Origin of the sequence: Microcystis panniformis FACHB-1757 (assembly GCF_001264245.1) — a bacterium.
GTDB classification, from domain to species: domain Bacteria; phylum Cyanobacteriota; class Cyanobacteriia; order Cyanobacteriales; family Microcystaceae; genus Microcystis; species Microcystis panniformis.
On sequence record NZ_CP011339.1, the window covers coordinates 1,517,288 to 1,534,917 of the forward strand.

Annotated in this window: 17 protein-coding genes and 3 pseudogenes; 8 read left to right on the forward strand and 12 right to left on the reverse strand. The window is 42.9% G+C overall.

Annotated elements, in window-relative coordinates:
* Positions 1-6 precede the first annotated feature (6 nt).
* Positions 7-1,277, reverse strand: a pseudogene (locus VL20_RS07415) (dihydroorotase).
* A gap of 289 nt (positions 1,278-1,566) precedes the next feature.
* Here VL20_RS07415 and VL20_RS07420 point away from each other — a divergent pair.
* The 3 genes from VL20_RS07420 to VL20_RS07430 all read left to right on the forward strand — a co-directional run bounded on the left by VL20_RS07420 (position 1,567) and on the right by VL20_RS07430 (position 4,036).
* Complete coding sequence (locus VL20_RS07420) at positions 1,567-2,841, forward strand: DNA methyltransferase (RefSeq protein ID WP_052276096.1); 1,275 nt, start codon at positions 1,567-1,569, stop codon at positions 2,839-2,841.
* A gap of 13 nt (positions 2,842-2,854) precedes the next feature.
* On the forward strand, positions 2,855-3,064 hold the full coding sequence (locus VL20_RS07425; protein ID WP_052276097.1) for a hypothetical protein: 210 nt from the start codon (positions 2,855-2,857) through the stop codon (positions 3,062-3,064).
* 153 nt (positions 3,065-3,217) lie between these two features.
* On the forward strand, positions 3,218-4,036 hold the full coding sequence (locus VL20_RS07430; protein ID WP_052276098.1) for an Rpn family recombination-promoting nuclease/putative transposase: 819 nt from the start codon (positions 3,218-3,220) through the stop codon (positions 4,034-4,036).
* 64 nt (positions 4,037-4,100) lie between these two features.
* On the opposite strand, the gene VL20_RS07435 is transcribed toward VL20_RS07430, so the two are convergent.
* Positions 4,101-5,153, reverse strand: a complete 1,053-nt coding sequence (locus VL20_RS07435) for a 6-bladed beta-propeller (RefSeq protein ID WP_052276099.1) — start codon at positions 5,151-5,153, stop codon at positions 4,101-4,103.
* A gap of 236 nt (positions 5,154-5,389) precedes the next feature.
* Here VL20_RS07435 and VL20_RS07440 point away from each other — a divergent pair, with 236 nt between their 5' ends.
* The 3 genes and pseudogenes from VL20_RS07440 (at position 5,390) to VL20_RS27635 (ending at position 7,138) form a co-directional block, all read left to right on the forward strand.
* Positions 5,390-6,328 carry an Rpn family recombination-promoting nuclease/putative transposase gene (locus VL20_RS07440; protein WP_284526034.1) on the forward strand — a complete coding sequence of 313 codons (939 nt, stop codon included), beginning with the start codon at positions 5,390-5,392 and terminating at the stop codon, positions 6,326-6,328.
* Positions 6,217-6,855, forward strand: a pseudogene (locus tag VL20_RS07445) (Rpn family recombination-promoting nuclease/putative transposase); the annotation flags it as partial. The gene VL20_RS07440 and the pseudogene VL20_RS07445, both read left to right, overlap by 112 nt.
* Before the next feature lie 124 nt (positions 6,856-6,979).
* Positions 6,980-7,138 carry a hypothetical protein gene (locus VL20_RS27635; protein ID WP_284526201.1) on the forward strand — a complete coding sequence of 53 codons (159 nt, stop codon included), beginning with the start codon at positions 6,980-6,982 and terminating at the stop codon, positions 7,136-7,138.
* Between the two features lie 32 nt (positions 7,139-7,170).
* On the opposite strand, the pseudogene VL20_RS07450 reads toward VL20_RS27635, so the two are convergent.
* The 8 genes and pseudogenes from VL20_RS07450 to VL20_RS07485 form a co-directional block, all read right to left on the reverse strand.
* Positions 7,171-7,982: pseudogene (locus VL20_RS07450) on the reverse strand (DNA adenine methylase).
* A 115-nt stretch (positions 7,983-8,097) separates the two neighbouring features.
* On the reverse strand, positions 8,098-8,454 hold the full coding sequence (locus tag VL20_RS07455; protein WP_002760242.1) for a type II toxin-antitoxin system PemK/MazF family toxin: 357 nt from the start codon (positions 8,452-8,454) through the stop codon (positions 8,098-8,100).
* On the reverse strand, positions 8,451-8,699 hold the full coding sequence (locus VL20_RS07460) for a hypothetical protein (RefSeq protein ID WP_008202603.1): 249 nt from the start codon (positions 8,697-8,699) through the stop codon (positions 8,451-8,453). Before VL20_RS07460 ends, VL20_RS07455 begins: the two co-directional genes overlap by 4 nt.
* 191 nt (positions 8,700-8,890) lie before the next feature.
* Entirely contained in the window at positions 8,891-9,559 is a 669-nt protein-coding gene (locus VL20_RS07465; protein WP_052278402.1) for a DUF4145 domain-containing protein, read from the reverse strand.
* A gap of 164 nt (positions 9,560-9,723) precedes the next feature.
* Positions 9,724-10,299 carry a Uma2 family endonuclease gene (locus VL20_RS07470; RefSeq protein WP_052278403.1) on the reverse strand — a complete coding sequence of 192 codons (576 nt, stop codon included), beginning with the start codon at positions 10,297-10,299 and terminating at the stop codon, positions 9,724-9,726.
* 32 nt (positions 10,300-10,331) lie between these two features.
* Entirely contained in the window at positions 10,332-10,613 is a 282-nt protein-coding gene (locus tag VL20_RS07475; protein WP_052276100.1) for a CopG family transcriptional regulator, read from the reverse strand.
* Positions 10,614-10,728: 115 nt separating this feature from the next.
* Positions 10,729-12,660, reverse strand: coding sequence for a transglycosylase domain-containing protein (locus tag VL20_RS07480; RefSeq protein ID WP_052276101.1), 1,932 nt, complete (start codon positions 12,658-12,660; stop codon positions 10,729-10,731).
* Between the two features lie 171 nt (positions 12,661-12,831).
* The gene (locus VL20_RS07485; RefSeq protein ID WP_052276102.1) at positions 12,832-13,317 is read right to left on the reverse strand and encodes a pentapeptide repeat-containing protein; all 486 of its coding nucleotides are present in this window, start codon (positions 13,315-13,317) and stop codon (positions 12,832-12,834) included.
* Between the two features lie 214 nt (positions 13,318-13,531).
* Here VL20_RS07485 and VL20_RS07490 point away from each other — a divergent pair, with 214 nt between their 5' ends.
* Positions 13,532-14,296, forward strand: a complete 765-nt coding sequence (locus VL20_RS07490; RefSeq protein WP_052276103.1) for a YebC/PmpR family DNA-binding transcriptional regulator — start codon at positions 13,532-13,534, stop codon at positions 14,294-14,296.
* A gap of 38 nt (positions 14,297-14,334) precedes the next feature.
* Here VL20_RS07490 and VL20_RS07495 read toward each other — a convergent pair whose 3' ends face one another.
* Complete coding sequence (locus VL20_RS07495; RefSeq protein ID WP_052276104.1) at positions 14,335-14,946, reverse strand: 4Fe-4S single cluster domain-containing protein; 612 nt, start codon at positions 14,944-14,946, stop codon at positions 14,335-14,337.
* Positions 14,947-15,026: 80 nt separating this feature from the next.
* A complete protein-coding gene (locus VL20_RS07500) occupies positions 15,027-16,208 on the reverse strand; it encodes an RtcB family protein (RefSeq protein WP_052276105.1) in 1,182 nt (393 codons plus the stop codon).
* Positions 16,209-16,704: 496 nt separating this feature from the next.
* Between VL20_RS07500 and VL20_RS07505 the strand changes: the two genes are divergently transcribed.
* Entirely contained in the window at positions 16,705-17,550 is an 846-nt protein-coding gene (locus VL20_RS07505) for a hypothetical protein (RefSeq protein ID WP_128575162.1), read from the forward strand.
* Positions 17,551-17,630 lie beyond the last annotated feature (80 nt).

Consider the following 17,630-nt stretch of genomic DNA (forward strand, 5'->3'; position numbering starts at 1 on the left):
CACCCTTTAAAAATTCCACATTTCTAACACTTTTCCCGTAACTGTTTGATTTAACCAGAAAGTATTATGACTGAGGGAGTGAAGATTATTTGCTGTTACTTTCCAGCTTGCTTGGGGATGAAAAAGAATTGCTTCTGCGGGATTACCCGGGTTGAGAGATGCCGGTTTTTGTTGTAAACAATGACAGGGATTGAGACTAAGCGCTTGCCATAATTGTAAAGCTGATAATTGCCCAGTTATTACTAATTTTTCCCAGAGTAGCGGTAAAGCTAATTCTAACCCGATTGCGCCGGGGGGTGCTTCTGCAAAAGAGACGGTTTTTTCTTCGTAGGTATAGGGACGATGATCGATCGCGATTGCATCGATAATTCCCTCCTTAATTGCCGCAATTAACGCCTTGCGATCGCTTTCGTTGCCCAAGGGGGGAGCGAGGTGTAAACTGGGATGGTAGCTGGCGATCGATCCTGTATTTAAGAGCAGATGCAACCACGTCACACTAGCGGTTATCGGCAATCCCCGCATTTTTGCCTCGCGAATTAATTCCACTCCTCGACGGGTAGAAATTCGCATTAGGTGAACAGGTGTATTAATTTCGCCGACGATTTCTAAAATTGTGGCTAAAGCAGTGGTTTCGGAAATAGCAGGATCCCCGGTAAACCTAGGCGAATCGAGGTTTCTCCCTCACGCATGACTCCATTACCCTTTAATTGCTGATTTACGGGGGAAAGGGCAATATTTTTACCGAAGGGTTTTAGGTATTCCAATAAGTGCCGCAACAGTCCCAAATCTTCCAGACTGCGATTATCGGTAAAACCCACCGTTACCGGCATTAAATCGGCTAATTCCGTCATTTTTTGCCCTTGTCTTCCTAGGGTGAGACTTGCCCAAAAATGCAGACGAGTCGATTTTGAGTCAAAAAACCCTTGACTTTTTTGCTGTAATGTGCTAATCAGTGCGGGGTGATCGAGGGGTGGGAGAGTATTGGGGAGAATTGCCACCCGGGTGCAGCCTCCGGCCGTGGCCGCTTTGAGCAAAGATGCGAGGGTTTCTCTGTCCTCGTGGCCGGGTTCCCCGGAATGACTGTAGAGATCGACTAATCCGGGGGCAAAAATACAGTTTTGACCGGAAATATAGTTACTATTTTCTCTTGGGGGAAGCTGAGATTCGATCGCTTTAATTACCCCCTCCTCAATCCAGACATCGGCAATGCGATCGGTTTGTGTCAGGGGGTCAAGGACTCTAACCTGTTCTATGATCGTCGAGGATTGGCTATTCACGCAGACTAATTAAAACGTCATTTTTTCCTCTGGCAGTATATCACGTTAAGTAAAAAGTAAAAAAGCTGAGTTGTCGGTTAGGTTAGGGGACGATAAGTTAGAATATTGATCAACTACGGTTTTAATCTTTATTTTAATTGGCTAGTCCACCCTAGGGAGAATTGATAGCCGAATCATGCAGTTAAGTGGGTGGGTGGAATTAAATATAAGATGAACGTAGGTTGGGTTGAAGCATGAAACCCAACGCCCGCTCATGTTACACTACCGCTAACCTATCCTACAAATAATTGTGCCTCCCTACTTAGAACTTTTCGATTCTAATAATTTAGAAGAAATTAATCGGGGAACCCCGCGATTAGTTTCTTTTCGAGATTTAGTGCCAGAAATCACCAGCACCAGTTATCTAACCCACGGCATCTATTATTATCCTGCTAAATTTATTCCCCAAGTGGTGAGATTTTGTCTTGATAATTATACTAAAAATGATGATTGGATTATCGATCCTTTTGCTGGTTCGGGTACGGTTGGTTTAGAGGCTAAACTTTGTCAAAGAAACGCGGTTTTAACTGACCTTAATTATCTTTTAAACCATATTATACCGATTAAGATCACAGAACACCAAGAACCATTGAGTTACTCAGAGTTAGATAAAAAAATCTTAGAAGTTTTTGCCAATGAGGATAAATTTATCCCTCAGTGGTCAAATTTAAACTATTGGTATCCAGAGGATATTTTAGCAGTTTTACAGAAACTTTGGGCAGGTCAAAAAAGTCTAGAACCTGATTTGTATTCCCAGATCATTCAAGCGGTTTTAGTGAAAGTTAGTAAACAGTTTTCCTATGCAGAACATACCAAACCTAAATTATTTCAATCGAAATACAAAAAATCAGATATACAGGAACTATTACAAAGAAATTGGCAAGAGGAATTAAAACGAACGATTAAAGAGATGAGTTTTGAAACTTTAACCAGCGTCAATCAATATATTACCGTAACTTGGCGCAATTATAATCAGGTGCTTTTTTATGGAGGAGTAGATAGTGCCACTTTTGAGATTGAGCAAAATCTAGAGTTAGATTGTTTAATTAGTTCCCCCCCCTATCTGCAAGCACAGGAATATATCAGAACAGCAAAACTAGATTTATATTGGTTAGGATATACAGAAAAAGAAGTGCAAAAAATCTCTAAGCTAGAAATTCCCTACCGACAGGCTACCAGATTAATCGAAACCGAAACCTTAAATCAAGTGAGATCAAGTTTAGAGAAAGAGAATTTACATAAAATACTCGATTCCTATTTTTGTCACACTATCAACGCTTTAGAAAATGCCACCAGAAAATTAAAACAAGCTGGGAAAGCTTGCATTTTTGTGGGTAATCCGAAAGTGGATGGAGTGGAAGTAGAAACTTGGCGAATATTAGGGGAATATTTTCAGGAAAATGGCTTTATTTTTGATACCGTCTTTGAGGATAGAATTAAAACCAGACAATTATTCAAATCTCGCAAGAATAAAAATCCTGATGGCATGAAATCTGAATATTTACTAATCTTAGAAAAAAGGTAAATTTTTATTGCTTATGTATCCCAAATATTCCCTATTTCATAAATATTTGAACTGTCTGGAATCCTTACCTAATTTTCAGGAAAATATTGAAGATAAACCCTATATATCTGGTCAATTACTGGCTGAAGTAAAGTTAATTATTAAGACAGATTATGCTACCGTTAATTATGTTTGTGAACTTAAAACAAGATTAAATCATGATCTATCTGAATCGGTGATATAATATTTCGTAAGCTTGGTTCAAAGATTACCATAAAATCAAAGAATTTTACTAATTATCGGGGGGTTATCTAGCTTAATTGTTAAGGAATTTATAGCAAGTAATCTTGAATTTATTGATGTGGATGGTAGCAATTACAAAGACAAAACGCTGACGATGTTTGATAATATTTGTAAATTTATTGCCGAAAACTTCTCCGATGATCTAGCCACTTGGTTATTGGGTTCTCCCCTCTCCTTAACCGTCCTCGACCCGACGGAATTACAATTAGACCCCATTCGTGCCGATTCTCTGATTTTTTTGCAGTCAGAGGAATTAATTCTTCATACCGAATTTCAAACCGACCCCGACTCCAAAATTCCTTTCCGAATGCTCGATTATCGCATTCGCGTCTATCGTCGTCATCCCCAAAAACCAATGCGTCAAGTGGTAATTTATCTGCGACGCAGTGATTCCCCCCTAGTACAAGAAAATACTTTCCGTCTAGGGGAAACCTTTCATTCCTTCCAAGTCATCCGTCTTTGGGAAGAAAATACACCACAATTTTTCCATCATCCCGGTTTATTACCCTTTGCTGTCCTCAGCAATACCGATGACCCCGAACAGGTGTTAAGTCTGGTGTCCCGTTCTCTAGAAACTATCCCCGAAAAACAGGTGCAAAGCAATCTCGCTGCCGCTACCAGTATTCTCGCCGGGTTAGTATTAAATCGAGAGACGATTAAAAAAATTCTTCGGAGTGAGATTATGAGAGAATCCGTCATCTATCAAGATATTTTAGAGGAAGGCGAGGAAAAGGGACTACAAAAAGGACGACAAGAAGGACGACAAGAAGGATTGCAAGAAGGCAAAGAAGAAAAAGCTCGACAAATTGCCCTAAAAATGCTATCTGCTGGTTTTTCTATCCCAGAAATCGCCCGATTTACCGATTTATCCCCCGACGCGATCGAGGAATTACAAAGGCAGCAGGACAATTAAAGCTTTTAACCGCAAAGGGTGGGGAATTAGGAAAATTTTAACTCATCTCCCCACTCCACACCGATTAACCACGTTTAGCGAGGCGACGCACCACTAAACCGCCCCCTAGTATGCCTAATCCGATAATACTAGAAGGTTCGGGCGTTCTGAATACCTGTACGCGATTGTTGACCGTATCGGCTACATAGATATTACCACGGCTACCGAGAGCGATACCTTGGGGCATACTGAACTCACCGTTCCCCGTACCGAAGCTACCGAAAGTGGACTGGAAGACACCACTGGGGTTGAATACCTGTACGCGATCGTTGAGCGTATCGGTTACATAGATATTACCGCTGCTATCGACAGCGATACCTTGGGGCATACTGAACTCACCGTTCCCCGAACCTTGGCTACCGAAAGCGAACTGGAAGACACCAGTGGAGTTGAATACCTGTACGCGATTGTTGAACGTATCGGCTACATAGATATTACCACTGCTACCGACAGCGATACCGTAGGGGCCTTGGAACTGACCGTTCCCCGTACCGAAGCTACCGAAAGCGGACTGGAAGACACCACTGGAGTTGAATACCTGTATGCGAAAGTTGCCCGCATCGGCTACATAGATATTACCACTGCTACCGACAGCGATACCGTAGGAGCCTTGGAACTGACCGTTCCCCGAACCTTGGCTACCGAAAGCGGACTGGAAGACACCACTAGAGTTGAATACCTGTACCCGATTGTTATCCGTATCGGCTACATAGATATTACCACTTCTACCGACAGCGATACCGTAGGGGCTTCGGAACTGACCGTTCCCCGAACCTTGGCTACCGAAAGCGGACTGGAAGACACCACTAGAGTCGAATACCTGTACCCGATTGTTATCCGTATCGGCTACATAGATATTACCACCTCTACCGGCGGCGATACCACGGGGGAGCATGAACTGACCGTTCCCCGAACCTTCGCTACCGAAAGCGAAGGAAAAACTGGCCGCAGTGGCACCGGTGGCGACACTAATACATCCGATCGCAGTGGCCGTGACTAGGGAAAAGGATTTCAGCAGAGCCTTTGATAAGCTACGCTTCTCCCGCCCCCCATGATTGATAACTTTAGATAGGGACATAAAACTTCAGAAAATCTGCTCCTAATGTACCCTTTCCTCTAGCAATTGTCAAGAAATTTCTGGGAAGATGTGACGAATTTGCCGATATCCATAGAATTTAGTCCATGAGTAGAATTGAATTTTGCCGATAATGTATTCTGCGCTACGATTCTCCTCGGCAACAGTTACGACAAATACAGGATGTCAACACCGGCGACCGAGGGGATCCTAGGAGAAACGGAAAGTAATCCCTGACGATGTTTGATAATATTTGTAAATTTATTGCCGAAAACTTCTCCGATGATCTAGCCACTTGGTTATTGGGTTCTCCCCTCTCCTTAACCGTCCTCGACCCGACGGAATTACAATTAGACCCCATTCGTGCCGATTCTCTGATTTTTTTGCAGTCAGAGCAACTAATTCTCCATACCGAATTTCAAACCGACCCCGACTCCAAAATTCCTTTCCGAATGCTCGATTATCGCCTTCGCATCTATCGTCGTCATCCCCAAAAACCAATGCGTCAAGTGGTAATTTATCTGCGACGCAGTGATTCTCCCCTAGTGCAAGAAAATACTTTCCGTCTGGGGGAAACCTTTCATTCCTTCCAAGTCATCCGTCTTTGGGAAGAAAATACACCGCAATTTTTCCATCATCCCGGTTTATTACCCTTTGCCGTCCTCAGCAATACCGATGATCCCGAACAGGTGTTAAGTCTGGTGTCCCGTTCTTTAGACACTATCCCCCAAAAACAGGTGCAAAGCAATCTCGCTGCCGCCACCAGTATTCTCGCCGGGTTAGTATTAAATCGAGAGACGATTAAAAAAATCCTTCGGAGTGACATTATGAGAGAATCCGTCATCTATCAAGATATTTTAGAGGAAGGCAGAGAGGAAGGCGAGGAAAAGGGACTACAAAAAGGACGACAAGAAGGATTGCAAGAAGGATTGCAAGCGGGTAAAGAAGAAAAAGCTCGACAAATTGCCTTAAAAATGCTATCTGCTGGCTTTTCTATCCCAGAAATCGCTCGATTTACTGATTTATCCCCCGACGCGATCGAGCAATTACAAAGACAAAACGCTTTCTCCATACCGAATTTCAAACCGACCCCGACTCCAAAATTCCTTTCCGAATGCTCGATTATCGCCTTCGCATCTATCGTCGTCATCCCCAAAAACCAATGCGTCAAGTGGTAATTTATCTGCGACGCAGTGATTCTCCCCTAGTGCAAGAAAATACTTTCCGTCTGGGGGAAACCTTTCATTCCTTCCAAGTCATCCGTCTTTGGGAAGAAAATACACCGCAATTTTTCCATCATCCCGGTTTATTACCCTTTGCCGTCCTCAGCAATACCGATGACCCCGAACAGGTGTTAAGTCTGGTGTCCCGTTCTTTAGAAACTATTTCCCAAAAACAGGTGCAAAGCAATCTCGCTGCCGCTACCAGTATTCTCGCCGGGTTAGTATTAAATCGAGAGACGATTAAAAAAATCCTTCGGAGTGACATTATGAGAGAATCCGTCATCTATCAAGATATTTTAGAGGAAGGCAGAGAGGAAGGCGAGGAAAAGGGACTACAAAAAGGCTTGCAAGCGGGTAAAGAAGAAAAAGCTCGACAAATTGCCCTAAAAATGCTATCTGCTGGTTTTTCTATCCCAGAAATCGCCCGATTTACCGATTTATCCCCCGACGCGATCGAGCAATTACAATCGAGAGACGATTAAAAAAATCCTTCGGAGTGACATTCTGAGAGAATCCGTCATCTAAGTACCTAGGCAAAATTATTTACACATGACGATCATTGCCCCGTAAGGGTTTTAGCTCGATCGGGCAGGTAATTAATTTTGCATGACTACTTATCAAGATATTTTAGAGGAAGGAGAATTATCCGCTAAATTAACCTCTATACCCCGTTTATCAGCCTTAGGATTAAGTGCTGAACAAATTGCCCAAGCTTTAGACTTAGAAATTGAACAAGTACAACAAGTCATTGAGGGACAAAATTGAGGGAAAACGGACAGTATTTTCTATCGTCTCTTTCAGTAATAATTTTTGATCATTAATTCCCTACCAGATGCCGCCGCTCCTTGTTTATAATTATTCATGCCATACTGAAGATTCCACTCGATAATATGGGCAAAATCAAAGAGTTTTCGTATCTCTGGACAATCATCGTAGGTAATTAACCATTTAGCCTGACATTGACGCATATTATCGGCAAAACGTTGATGATCGAAGCTGGTATGTAAATTACCTCTTACACCGTACAAACGGGATTTTGTGGCACTATAGTAGGGGGGATCGAGAAAGATAAAAACTTCTTTTCCCTCAGCAAATAATAATTCTTCGTAGTCTTGGTTAGTAATTTTTACTGATGCTAATAACGGCGCAATTTGAGTTAATCTGGCAATTGATGAATCAGTAAATCTACTGGTAAAAGCTGCTTGGGAATACCCCCCGAATCCACTGTTCCCGAAAAAGTAATCCGATTTAAGATAAAAAAACGCACCGCTTTCTCAAAGTCGGTTAACTTTAAATCTTCCCTTGTCAAATCTTGAAATAATTCTCGTCCAGTATCATATTTTTGTTTAATTTCTGTTATTTTTGCTACCAATAAATCAATATTTTCTTGAGCGCATTGCCAGAAACAATATAAATCATAATTTAAGTCATTAATCCAATAGGTTTTTATTTGTTGTCCAAAGAGTTGCTTAACAGCAAAAAACACAGAACCACCACCAAAAAAAGGTTCTCGATATTCCCTAATATTCACAGGAATTTGCGGCAGAATTTGCTTAATTGCCCGGGATTTCCCCCCGGGATAACGCAAGGGACTTTTAATTTTTGACATTTTATACTAAATCCGTTTATTAAAGACTGATTATCTATTCCCCCTTTTGCCCCTTGCATGAGTGCCTGTCCTGATATGTAGCCTATACCCATAAGAATTCCATTTAATTCCACACTTATGACTCGTATCCTAAGGTTAGCAAAACCACTTCTTCCAATTGGGCAATTATTTCGGGACTCAGTTGTCCCAGTGTGCGGATCAAACGAGTTTTATCCAGCACTCTCATCTGAAAACATAGGGCAACAGAATCTTGGCCGAGTCCACCATTACCTTGTTCTATCAGTAAGCATATAGGCAAAGCAGCGCGACGTTGGTTGGTGGTGAGCGGAATAGCAATGATCGTAGTTGAGAACTGGGAAACAAGGTCATTCTGGAAAATGATGACGGGACGAATGCCCGCTTGTTCAGAACCTTGAGTTGGATTGAGGTCGGCTAGCCAGACTTCACCCCGTTTCAGAGGATTAGTCATCATTGATCTTCTTGATGGAGTATTACTGCATAGTCATTCATACCTTCTTCAGCAAAGGCGCGATCTTGATCAGCAAACTCTGCAAACAGATCGGCCAGTTGCATTGGATCGAGAACAGCCTGATGACGCTGACTGCGAAACTTTAAGAAGGCAATAAAATCAGCCACTTGCTGAAGCTGATTATCAGTCAGTCGATCCAAGTCTTGCTTAAGAGCTTCAGCGCTTACTGGCATAGGAAGAAAAAACATTCCGACTTCCCCATTATAAGGGATCCTGGCCAACAGCCGTCTTCAACAAACCCCCATGAGTCCCTGAGTGCGTAGCGGGGTAGGGAGGACGTTCAGACGTTTTGAGCGATCGCCTGTTGGAGCAGTTCAGTGATAATTCAATAGGGAAAAATCCCAATGCCGATAATTTCCTATCCCACTTGTTAGACAAGCTAATCTACAAGGTAGTCGGCAAGAAATCGGCCAACATCTTTAATCATGTCAGAAACATCTTGAACTGTAAATTCATTCTGTTTTCCATGGGCAGCGCTATTACGAATATCTGCGATCGCTGTTATTCGCTTCTGATTCAATTTGTTATATACACCAGCTTTTGCCAATTCGGAATTCATTTTATCTAACTTCCCATGCGGAATCCCACTTCTATCACATAACTCTCGCAATGCCGTCTCTAACACAACTCCTGCAATCACAGCCGCAGCGGTATGATAACCACTAGAAAAAAGCTCATTTGCTTGTTCAAGCTCAGAATCAAAAACTTCGGCTTGAACCAGTGTTTTAATAGACGAGAGATAACCACCCTCAAAATCTTCTTTTGCTGCCAAAAATACCGCTTTAAATGCCTTAAATCTCCCATAAGTTGAATAATACCTGTTCTTTTCTTCCCGCTCAAATTGTTTGAAGTGCTGAGAATCTTCACCACAAACTTTAGACAATAAGTTTTTTACTTTTACCTTCCAGCTTAAAAGTAAGTAGCTATCGATGACTTCATTGGTGCCGCCAATTATCTCTGTTCGGAGAACTTTTTTAGAAGATTCCAATTGGGATGCTTGCTCCTCTAGCTCTTCAAATCGCTGCTTAAAAACTTCTTTCAACGTCATAAGTAGGTAGGTGTTAAAAATTATCATATACCACCCTTATCAAAGAGGCAGGGGGGATCAAAGACAAAATCTATCTTCAATTTAATTATAACCACTTACTTAACCTTAAAAGAATTGAATTCCGTCTAACGACCAAGTTAGTCCTCGTGCTTCTCCCCCGACTTTTACTTACTTTGTCTAGCTTGACCAACTTTTAGCCATGCAAAGATTTGTTGTGGAGTCAGTGTCAACTCAACCCCTGCAATTACCTTAAGTTGGTGATCCCCTCTGCAAACTTCTGGCTCTTGTTGGGGAGTAAACATTAAAACAGAATAATCATCTGGATCAAGCATCCATCCTAATTTACTGCCATGTTTTAAACAGTGTAGAATGTTGTCAATTACACGGTTTACCTTTTGATCCGGTGAAAGAATTTCGATAGTCCAATCAGGTGCTTCGGTAAAGTCGTCCTCTGGTTCACCTGCTTGATTCAGGTTAATTCGATTCCATGCAATTACCGCCACATCAGGAACGATCGAACGCCCGCCGAAGGTACATCGCAACTCAGGTAAGGCTGTATAATCAACAGTATGGCTGTCAACCTCAGCTAAAAGACGTTTTTGCAGGATAGAGTGTCGAGTCTTAGGCATGGGTTTCTGAATTGCGACTCCATGCAAGTATTCCCATGCTGGAGAATCCTCCAAATATGGCAATTTGAGGAAATCTTCAAGGGTGAGACTCTCAGTCAAGGAAGTCGTCATCGGTTCAAGCAAAGGTTTTTTTTGTGACTTCATTATAAATGAAGTTTATCTGGGTTGCTTACCGACGATTCAGGCATATTTGACTGGTAATATGCTTCTGGCTCAACATCGGGAACTTTTGTTAAGATTACCTGATACTTTTCTCGACTTCCCTTTTTGGACCTTTCTATTAGGTAATTTTCTGTCATCAACGCTGAAAGTTTCTCAGCGATCGCAGTAGAGATAAATTGATCGATCGAAATTCCATCACGAGCCGCTAGATCATCTAAACTTTTCTGTAATGAGTCGGGAATTTGAACTTGGATGGTACTCATGGTAACTTACCTATTAATCGTAGGAAACCTGAAGGCTCAAAGCGTGGGTTTCATTTTTAACCTAGCCACCTTTACTCGATCGATAAATTACGATCAAACCAATTAGATTAACCATCTACTTAACTGTTGGTTTGCGGAATTTCGAGGGAGAAGGAAAATATTCTACCCGTTCATTTTTCAGAGCTTGTGCCATGAAATCGCGCCAAATGGGAGCAGCAAAACCACCGCCGGTGATACCTTTACCTAAAGTGCGGTTTCGGTCATCTCCAATCCACACTGCGGTGGCTAATTGGGGAACATAACCGACAAACCAGACATTTTTCTCGTTATCGGTAGTACCGGTTTTTCCCGCTGCCGGACGACCGATTTGGGCCGAAGTGGCTGTTCCCCCTTGAATAACTCCCTGTAGGACAGAATTGAGAGAAGCGGTGGCCCAGGGGTCTAAAACTAGCTTCGGTTTGGGTGTATTATCGAGCATGACGTTACCGCGGCTATCGGTAACACGCATGATAAAGGTAGGCTTAGAATGCCAGCCATTACTGGCAAAAGTAGCGTAGGCCCCCGCCATTTCCAGAGGGGTAACATCCACGGAACCCAAAGGTAAAGAGGTGACGGCAATTAAAGGACTCTCGAAACCCAGCAGACGACAGACTTCAATGACTTTATTGATCCCGACACGACGACCGAGAACAACTGCGGGAATATTCAGAGACTGCATCAGAGCGCTACGCAGGGAAACCGGACCAGAAAAGCCGCCACCGTAGTTTTTTGGGCTATAGAAGCCGCCGGCCTCGCGAAAACGGATGGGAGCATCATTAACCACCGTTTCGGGGGTAAAACGACCACTAGCGAAGGCAGTATAATAAACGAAAGGTTTAAAAGCTGACCCCGGTTGACGACGGGATTGAATAGCGCGGTTTAATTGACTTTTATTGTAATCAACGCCACCGACGAGCGCTTTGACGAAATGGGTGCGGGGATCCACCGCAACTAGAGAAATTTGTAGGTCTTTGGTGCGAATACCGCGACCACGCAAGCTATTATAGGCCCGTTGGATGGTGGACTCGGCCATATTTTGAAAGTCGAGATCAATCGTGGTTTGAATCCGCATTCCCCCTTTCGTTAGGGTTTCCTTGCCAAATTTTTGCCGCAATTCTGCCACCACTGCATCGGTAACGTAGGGTAATTTACTTTCTTGCCAAGCGGTGGGTTTACCCAGTTTCAGAGGTTCCTTTAAAGCGGCCTCTTCCTGTGCGGGGGTAATCCAACCTAAAGTACGCATCCGACTGAGAACCAGTGCCTGTCTTTCCTTGGCGGTTTTATAATTATTAAAAGGACTATAAACTTCCGGCGCTTGGATTAAACCGGCCATCATCGCCGATTCTGCTAAATTTAACTGGGCAGCGGGTTTATTAAAATAACTTTTAGCGGCGGTTTGCACTCCGTAATTATTATGACCCCAATAGATATTATTGAGGTACATTTCCAGAATGTCATTTTTGCTAAAAACCTGTTCCACTCGTACTGCCAGGACCGCCTCGGCTAATTTACGGCTAACGGTGCGCTGATGGGAGAGAAAAATATTTTTGACTAACTGCATGGTGATAGTAGATGCACCTTCCACCACACCGCCACTTTTCCAGTTAGCGACTACTGCCCGGCCGATACTATTAGGATTAATACCACGATGGTGATAAAAATGGCTATCTTCGATCGCCATCACTGCACGTTTCAGATTGGGAGAGATTTGATCGAGTTCCACCACTTCCCGATGCGCTTCCCCGTGTAAGCTGGTCAGGGGTCTGCCTTTAACATCATAGATATAACTGGTTTCCGTGGGAACGTAACCCCGTAAAATCCTCACATCGGGTAGATTGCGGTAACTAATCGCCAATCCTACCACAGCCCCCGTCACCACGGCCGTGGATACCATCAACAGGCCGAGAACAGTCCCCCCTGCGACTCTGGAGACTCCTTGGAAAAAGCTATCCGAGTCACTACTAGGTTTCTGCTCTTTGTCTTGATTGCCGAGGGTACTGGTGGACACGATGGTTACAATTTCCTTTTTCCAAGAGGGGACTGATTGATCGAACTGGCTTGAAAGTCTATTCTAAAGGTTTTATTAAAAAATCGAATACTAGCTTACAGCAATTATGGCCGATCTGGCTCTAGATTCGATCGGCTATGGCAGGGGTATTAGGAGCAGAATAGTTAGATATCAGGGACAAAACAGGGTATCGCGGGTATTTCTGCCAGTTATGGGGTTAGTTCCTTTGGCTATCTCACAAAGATATTTTTCCACATCGGAGCGAATAATTGCATCGGTAAAATCGGCCCCGTCGATAATTGCACCTTTGATTAAAATGTTAGTGGCGAAAGCTCCTTCGAGAACAGCATTGGTAAAGTTGGCTCTGGTTAAACGGGCCGATTCTAAATCCACGTTTCTCATATTGGCATCGCTAAAGTCGGCCCCCTCCAAGTTGGCAGAAAAAAAGCGTACTCCTTCTAGATTGGCATGACTGAAGTTGCTACCGCGCAGATTAGAGTGATCGAAGGTGGAATCGCGCAAATCCTGCCCTGCAAAGTCATTATTGGTCAAATTGCGGTTATTATAACTTAGCGCTTGGGCCGGAGCCAAGGAGAATAATAATACTAATATACTAGCAAACAAGGTTAGTAGAGTTTTACGAGAAAATTGCGCCATATTGCCACCTGATCAATCAACCTTTTCTATAATAAGCTGTACTGGATTTAAACCGCATATCGGGAATTTTAGTACAAATGCTCGAACTGGCCGCCCCTCTATAGTTTCTCAACAGGATTTATTATCATTACCCGGCACTCGTTGACAATTATCCCCAGATTTACCAAGAGCGATCGATCTGCTAGATTTTTGATGTTGGATATCTTAGATAGATATGGCTGGTCATAGTAAATGGGCAAATATTAAACGACAAAAAGCCCGGGTTGATGCCAAAAAAGGGCAAACTTTCACCCAGTTATCCCGGGCCATTATCGTGGCTACCCGTAACGGTGTTCCCGATCCGGCGGGCAATTTTCAGCTACGCACGGCGATCGAAAAAGCCAAGGCGGCCGGTATTCCCAATGACAATATCGAAAGAGCGATCGCTAAAGGGGCGGGAACTTGGGAAAATGACTCAGCTTTTGAGGAAATTCGCTACGAGGGTTATGGTCCCGGGGGTGTGGCGATCCTGATCGAAGCACTGACCGATAATCGCAATCGCACGGCTGCGGATCTGCGGGCGGCTTTTAGCAAAAATGGCGGTAATTTAGGTGAAACGGGCTGTGTGGGCTGGATGTTTGACCATAAGGGGGTAATTCGCCTTGAGGGAACTATTGATGAGGATAAGCTTTTAGAAGCTTCCCTAGAGGGCCAGGCCCAATCCTACGAGTTTTTTGACAGTGAGGAGGAAGGTCAAGGAGCAGAAGTTTTTACTGAGGTGTCTAACCTGGAGAGATTGAATAAGGTTCTGCAAGCAGCGGGATTTAAGGTCAAAGAAGCAGAATTACGCTGGATTCCCACTAATACCCTAGAAGTAAGCGATCGAGAGCAGGCCCGTTTTTTATTGAAGTTAATCGACACCCTAGAATCCCTCGATGATGTGCAATCGGTAACGGCTAATTTTGATTTAGTCGAGGAATTGATGTTAGGGGATCTGTGATCCTAAATTCCCAGACCGCTCACTGATTCTGGGCCCAATCAAGAAATAATCTGTCCCCACAATCCCGTAAAAATTCGGGTTCCGTCTTTGAGAATATGAATTTCTACTTGATCCGATGCCCAATTAATCTGATCTTGCAGAGCGGGATTGAGGAGATGAATCCGTTGATTGCTAGAAGAAACGGGAGAATCGGGAGAATGAATAGCCAGGGATTCCACATAGGCCCCATCTACCAAAATATCTAACTGGGCCAATAATTCTTGAGAGTGGGGCGGTGCTTCGGTTGAGCGCAATTGTTCGATCGTAAATCCCGTGAAGGACATCACATTTAAGCCTTTTTCCTTAACATATTTAGCCAATTCTGTCAAGGCTTTTGCTTGCCAAAAAGGTTCACCCCCGGAGAAAGTTAGGCCGCTATTGCGGGGATTAGCCAAAATTTTGGCAGCTAGAGACTCAACAGTAATTAATTGATTGATCTCGAAGGACCAGGAAGCTTGATTAAAACAACCTCGACACTCGCGAGAACAACCCTGTACCCAGACCACGGCCCGACAACCGGGACCGTTAACGGCGGATTCATCCACATAGCCCATGATATTGAGATGATGGGCGGGAATTTGTGCTAATTGGGCAGCAATAGTCAGACTCATCGCTTATAATCCTCGATCGATTCCTATCTTTTTCATGCTAGAGAAAAACGGCAAAAATCGATCGCTGTTGCAATGATTTGTTAACCTTTGACACACATCACCTGCTTGAGAGTGGCGACAATTTCCACTAGATCCGCCTGTTGATTCATCACCTGTTGGATCGGTTTATAGGCCCCCGGAATCTCATCAATAACGCCCTCATCTTTGCGGCATTCAACCCCTTGGGTTTGGGCGATTAAATCATCAAGAGTAAAGGTTTTTTTAGCCAGATTTCTCGACATCAAGCGCCCGGCCCCGTGGGAACAGGAGCAGAAGCTATTATGTTCTCCTTTGCCTTTAACAATATAAGATTGCGCTCCCATGGAGCCTGGGATAATACCATAATCGGTTTCTCTAGCGCGGACGGCTCCTTTGCGGGTGACATAAACCTCCTCCCCAAAATGAATTTCTTGTTCGGCGTAATTGTGATGACAATTAACTACTAAGAGGGGTTTAGTTGGTTTGCCTCCCGCTAGATGTTTTTCAACAATGCGCTTAAATCTAGCCATCATAATTTCTCGATTATAACGAGCATATTCCTGGGCCCATTGTAGGTCATGCCAGTAGGCAGTAAATTCTTCTGTACCGGCAACAAAGTAGGCCAGATCGAGGTCAGGTAATTTACATTCTGCTAGTTTGGCTAACTCTTTGGCGGTATTAATATGACATTGGGCTAGTTGATTACCAATACCCCTAGAACCGGAATGCAGCATTAACCAAACTTGATTGTCTGTATCTAAACAAATTTCGATAAAGTGATTACCACCTCCCAGGGAACCCATTTGTTTAAGGGCTTTTTTCTCTAGGTTTTGTACGCCTCGATGAATCTGTTTAAATTCCGCCCATTTTGGCCATTTAGTTACTTCCCGATCCACTTCTTTATTTTCCGCAAAACCGACGGGAATATTCGCCTCCACATCGAGGCGAATTTTTTTAAGTTTTCCCTGCAATTGTTCACCGGTGAAAGGCATTTTTAGGGCAGCCATGCCGCAACCGATATCGACTCCGACGGCGGCAGGAATTACGGCATCTTTGGTGGCAATCACCGAACCGACTAAAGCACCTTTACCCAAGTGAACATCGGGCATTAAAGAAATGTGTTTATAAACAAAAGGTAGGGAAGCAACATTTTTGGCCATTTGGGTTTCTTGGGGTCCTAATTCATGCCCCGCCCAAGATAAAATCGGTGTCGGTGTGGAAATATCCAGAGTTTCGTAAGCCATAGTTTTTAGGAAATAATCAGGTCAAAAGCCGATGTAACCAAGACAATAAGGCAATTTAGATTCTGCGATGAATTAGATAAATTGTTATCAGTGATCGTGTTTTAACACAGAGGATAAGCTGTTGACTATCTAAATTACTCGTTCAGACTGCACCAGAGTTCTGAGCATTTGTACTAAAATTGTCAAGACGCAGTTTAAATGCAGTACAGCTTATTACCTATATTACATTATATACTACATTCGTGTTATCAACAAGTTCCCAGAAAGAGCAGGCATTGGGGAGCTTTTTTGCTGTGATCGGTAAACAGTAAGCTGTTCAGCATCTAAATAGCGTATAACAGAAACAGTAACTTAGTCAAAAAATTCAATGATGAGCAATCTTACTGATTTACTCGCACTTCCATTTGGCAAACCTTTAGCTGAGATCGATGCCACAATCCTTGAGAGTTTTGGGGATAATTGTTACAAAATAAATGATCAGATTTATTTATTAACAATGAGTATTGACAATATTCCTGTATATAGAGGTCTTGCTTGGGTAGTTTCTGAGCGGGCAGCCGCCTGGATTTTTACAGGTCGTTGGTCTGATGATGAAATCAAACTGCCGCCACCAGATATTCTTTTACCAATGTTTACTATAAAAGATTATCAAAGTGTTTGTGAATTTGGCCAGCAAGTAGATGCGAAAAACTTTGTTAATGATCTTCCAGGGCCGCGAAGAGTAAAATTTAGCAACTACACTTACTATTATCGCATGGTAGAACCCCGTCAATCGGATGATCCTATTGGTATCGAGATCGATCGCCGACCAGAACAGTATAGGTATTGGGGAAATTCTCTAGTCATTATTAATAGTTGGCAAAGAACGATAACTAAAACCTTTCTTGACTTTCAACAATGTTCTCTTAACAATTTAAGAGGAGGGGGAGTCAATACTGGTAGTCATCTTATTCAGTTGAGAAGTTTTGGAAAGCCTGATAATTATCGGGAATCTATTTTATCTGTTTTTAATCCACCTACTCTATGCTATTTTGATTTGGGCTTAGAATTTGTGCCTTCTGTAGATATGCGTTTGGCCTACATCTACATCTATTTACAACCTAACTGTAGCAGTTTATTTTCCGAGGAAACCCGTTCTTCTACCTTTAGGGTTTTTTCTGGTGATCTTCTTTACGGAAATAGATTAATTAGTGCCTCTGAATTAGAGGATTTTCCTGGGTTAATTAACAGTTTTCAAGATAGCAGATTTAAACGATATGACACCGATACTTATATTCAAGAAATAAATGGAATACGCACAGGAACAATTGTTTTTACTCATGATTACATAATCTTATATTAATAAGTAGGGTGCGAAACGTTTAGGCATGAAATAGGGCTGAAATGCCTGAAATAACCGCCTAGTAAGGTCTTCAGTCCCCC

What these genes read in the sequence shown, in the direction of transcription:
- VL20_RS07455 (WP_002760242.1), bottom strand. Translation starts at nt 8,454, where the DNA reads ATGATGACTAATCCTCTGAAACGGGGTGAAGTCTGGCTAGCCGACCTC.
- VL20_RS07425 (WP_052276097.1), top strand. Translation starts at nt 2,855, where the DNA reads ATGTATCCCAAATATTCCCTATTTCATAAATATTTGAACTGTCTGGAA.
- VL20_RS07440 (WP_284526034.1), top strand. Translation starts at nt 5,390, where the DNA reads ATGTTTGATAATATTTGTAAATTTATTGCCGAAAACTTCTCCGATGAT.
- VL20_RS07485 (WP_052276102.1), bottom strand. Translation starts at nt 13,317, where the DNA reads ATGGCGCAATTTTCTCGTAAAACTCTACTAACCTTGTTTGCTAGTATA.
- VL20_RS07465 (WP_052278402.1), bottom strand. Translation starts at nt 9,559, where the DNA reads ATGACGTTGAAAGAAGTTTTTAAGCAGCGATTTGAAGAGCTAGAGGAG.
- VL20_RS07495 (WP_052276104.1), bottom strand. Translation starts at nt 14,946, where the DNA reads ATGAGTCTGACTATTGCTGCCCAATTAGCACAAATTCCCGCCCATCAT.
- VL20_RS07500 (WP_052276105.1), bottom strand. Translation starts at nt 16,208, where the DNA reads ATGGCTTACGAAACTCTGGATATTTCCACACCGACACCGATTTTATCT.
- VL20_RS07490 (WP_052276103.1), top strand. Translation starts at nt 13,532, where the DNA reads ATGGCTGGTCATAGTAAATGGGCAAATATTAAACGACAAAAAGCCCGG.
- VL20_RS07470 (WP_052278403.1), bottom strand. Translation starts at nt 10,299, where the DNA reads ATGACGACTTCCTTGACTGAGAGTCTCACCCTTGAAGATTTCCTCAAA.
- VL20_RS27635 (WP_284526201.1), top strand. Translation starts at nt 6,980, where the DNA reads ATGACTACTTATCAAGATATTTTAGAGGAAGGAGAATTATCCGCTAAA.
- VL20_RS07475 (WP_052276100.1), bottom strand. Translation starts at nt 10,613, where the DNA reads ATGAGTACCATCCAAGTTCAAATTCCCGACTCATTACAGAAAAGTTTA.
- VL20_RS07430 (WP_052276098.1), top strand. Translation starts at nt 3,218, where the DNA reads ATGTTTGATAATATTTGTAAATTTATTGCCGAAAACTTCTCCGATGAT.
- VL20_RS07505 (WP_128575162.1), top strand. Translation starts at nt 16,705, where the DNA reads ATGAGTATTGACAATATTCCTGTATATAGAGGTCTTGCTTGGGTAGTT.
- VL20_RS07460 (WP_008202603.1), bottom strand. Translation starts at nt 8,699, where the DNA reads ATGTTTTTTCTTCCTATGCCAGTAAGCGCTGAAGCTCTTAAGCAAGAC.
- VL20_RS07435 (WP_052276099.1), bottom strand. Translation starts at nt 5,153, where the DNA reads ATGTCCCTATCTAAAGTTATCAATCATGGGGGGCGGGAGAAGCGTAGC.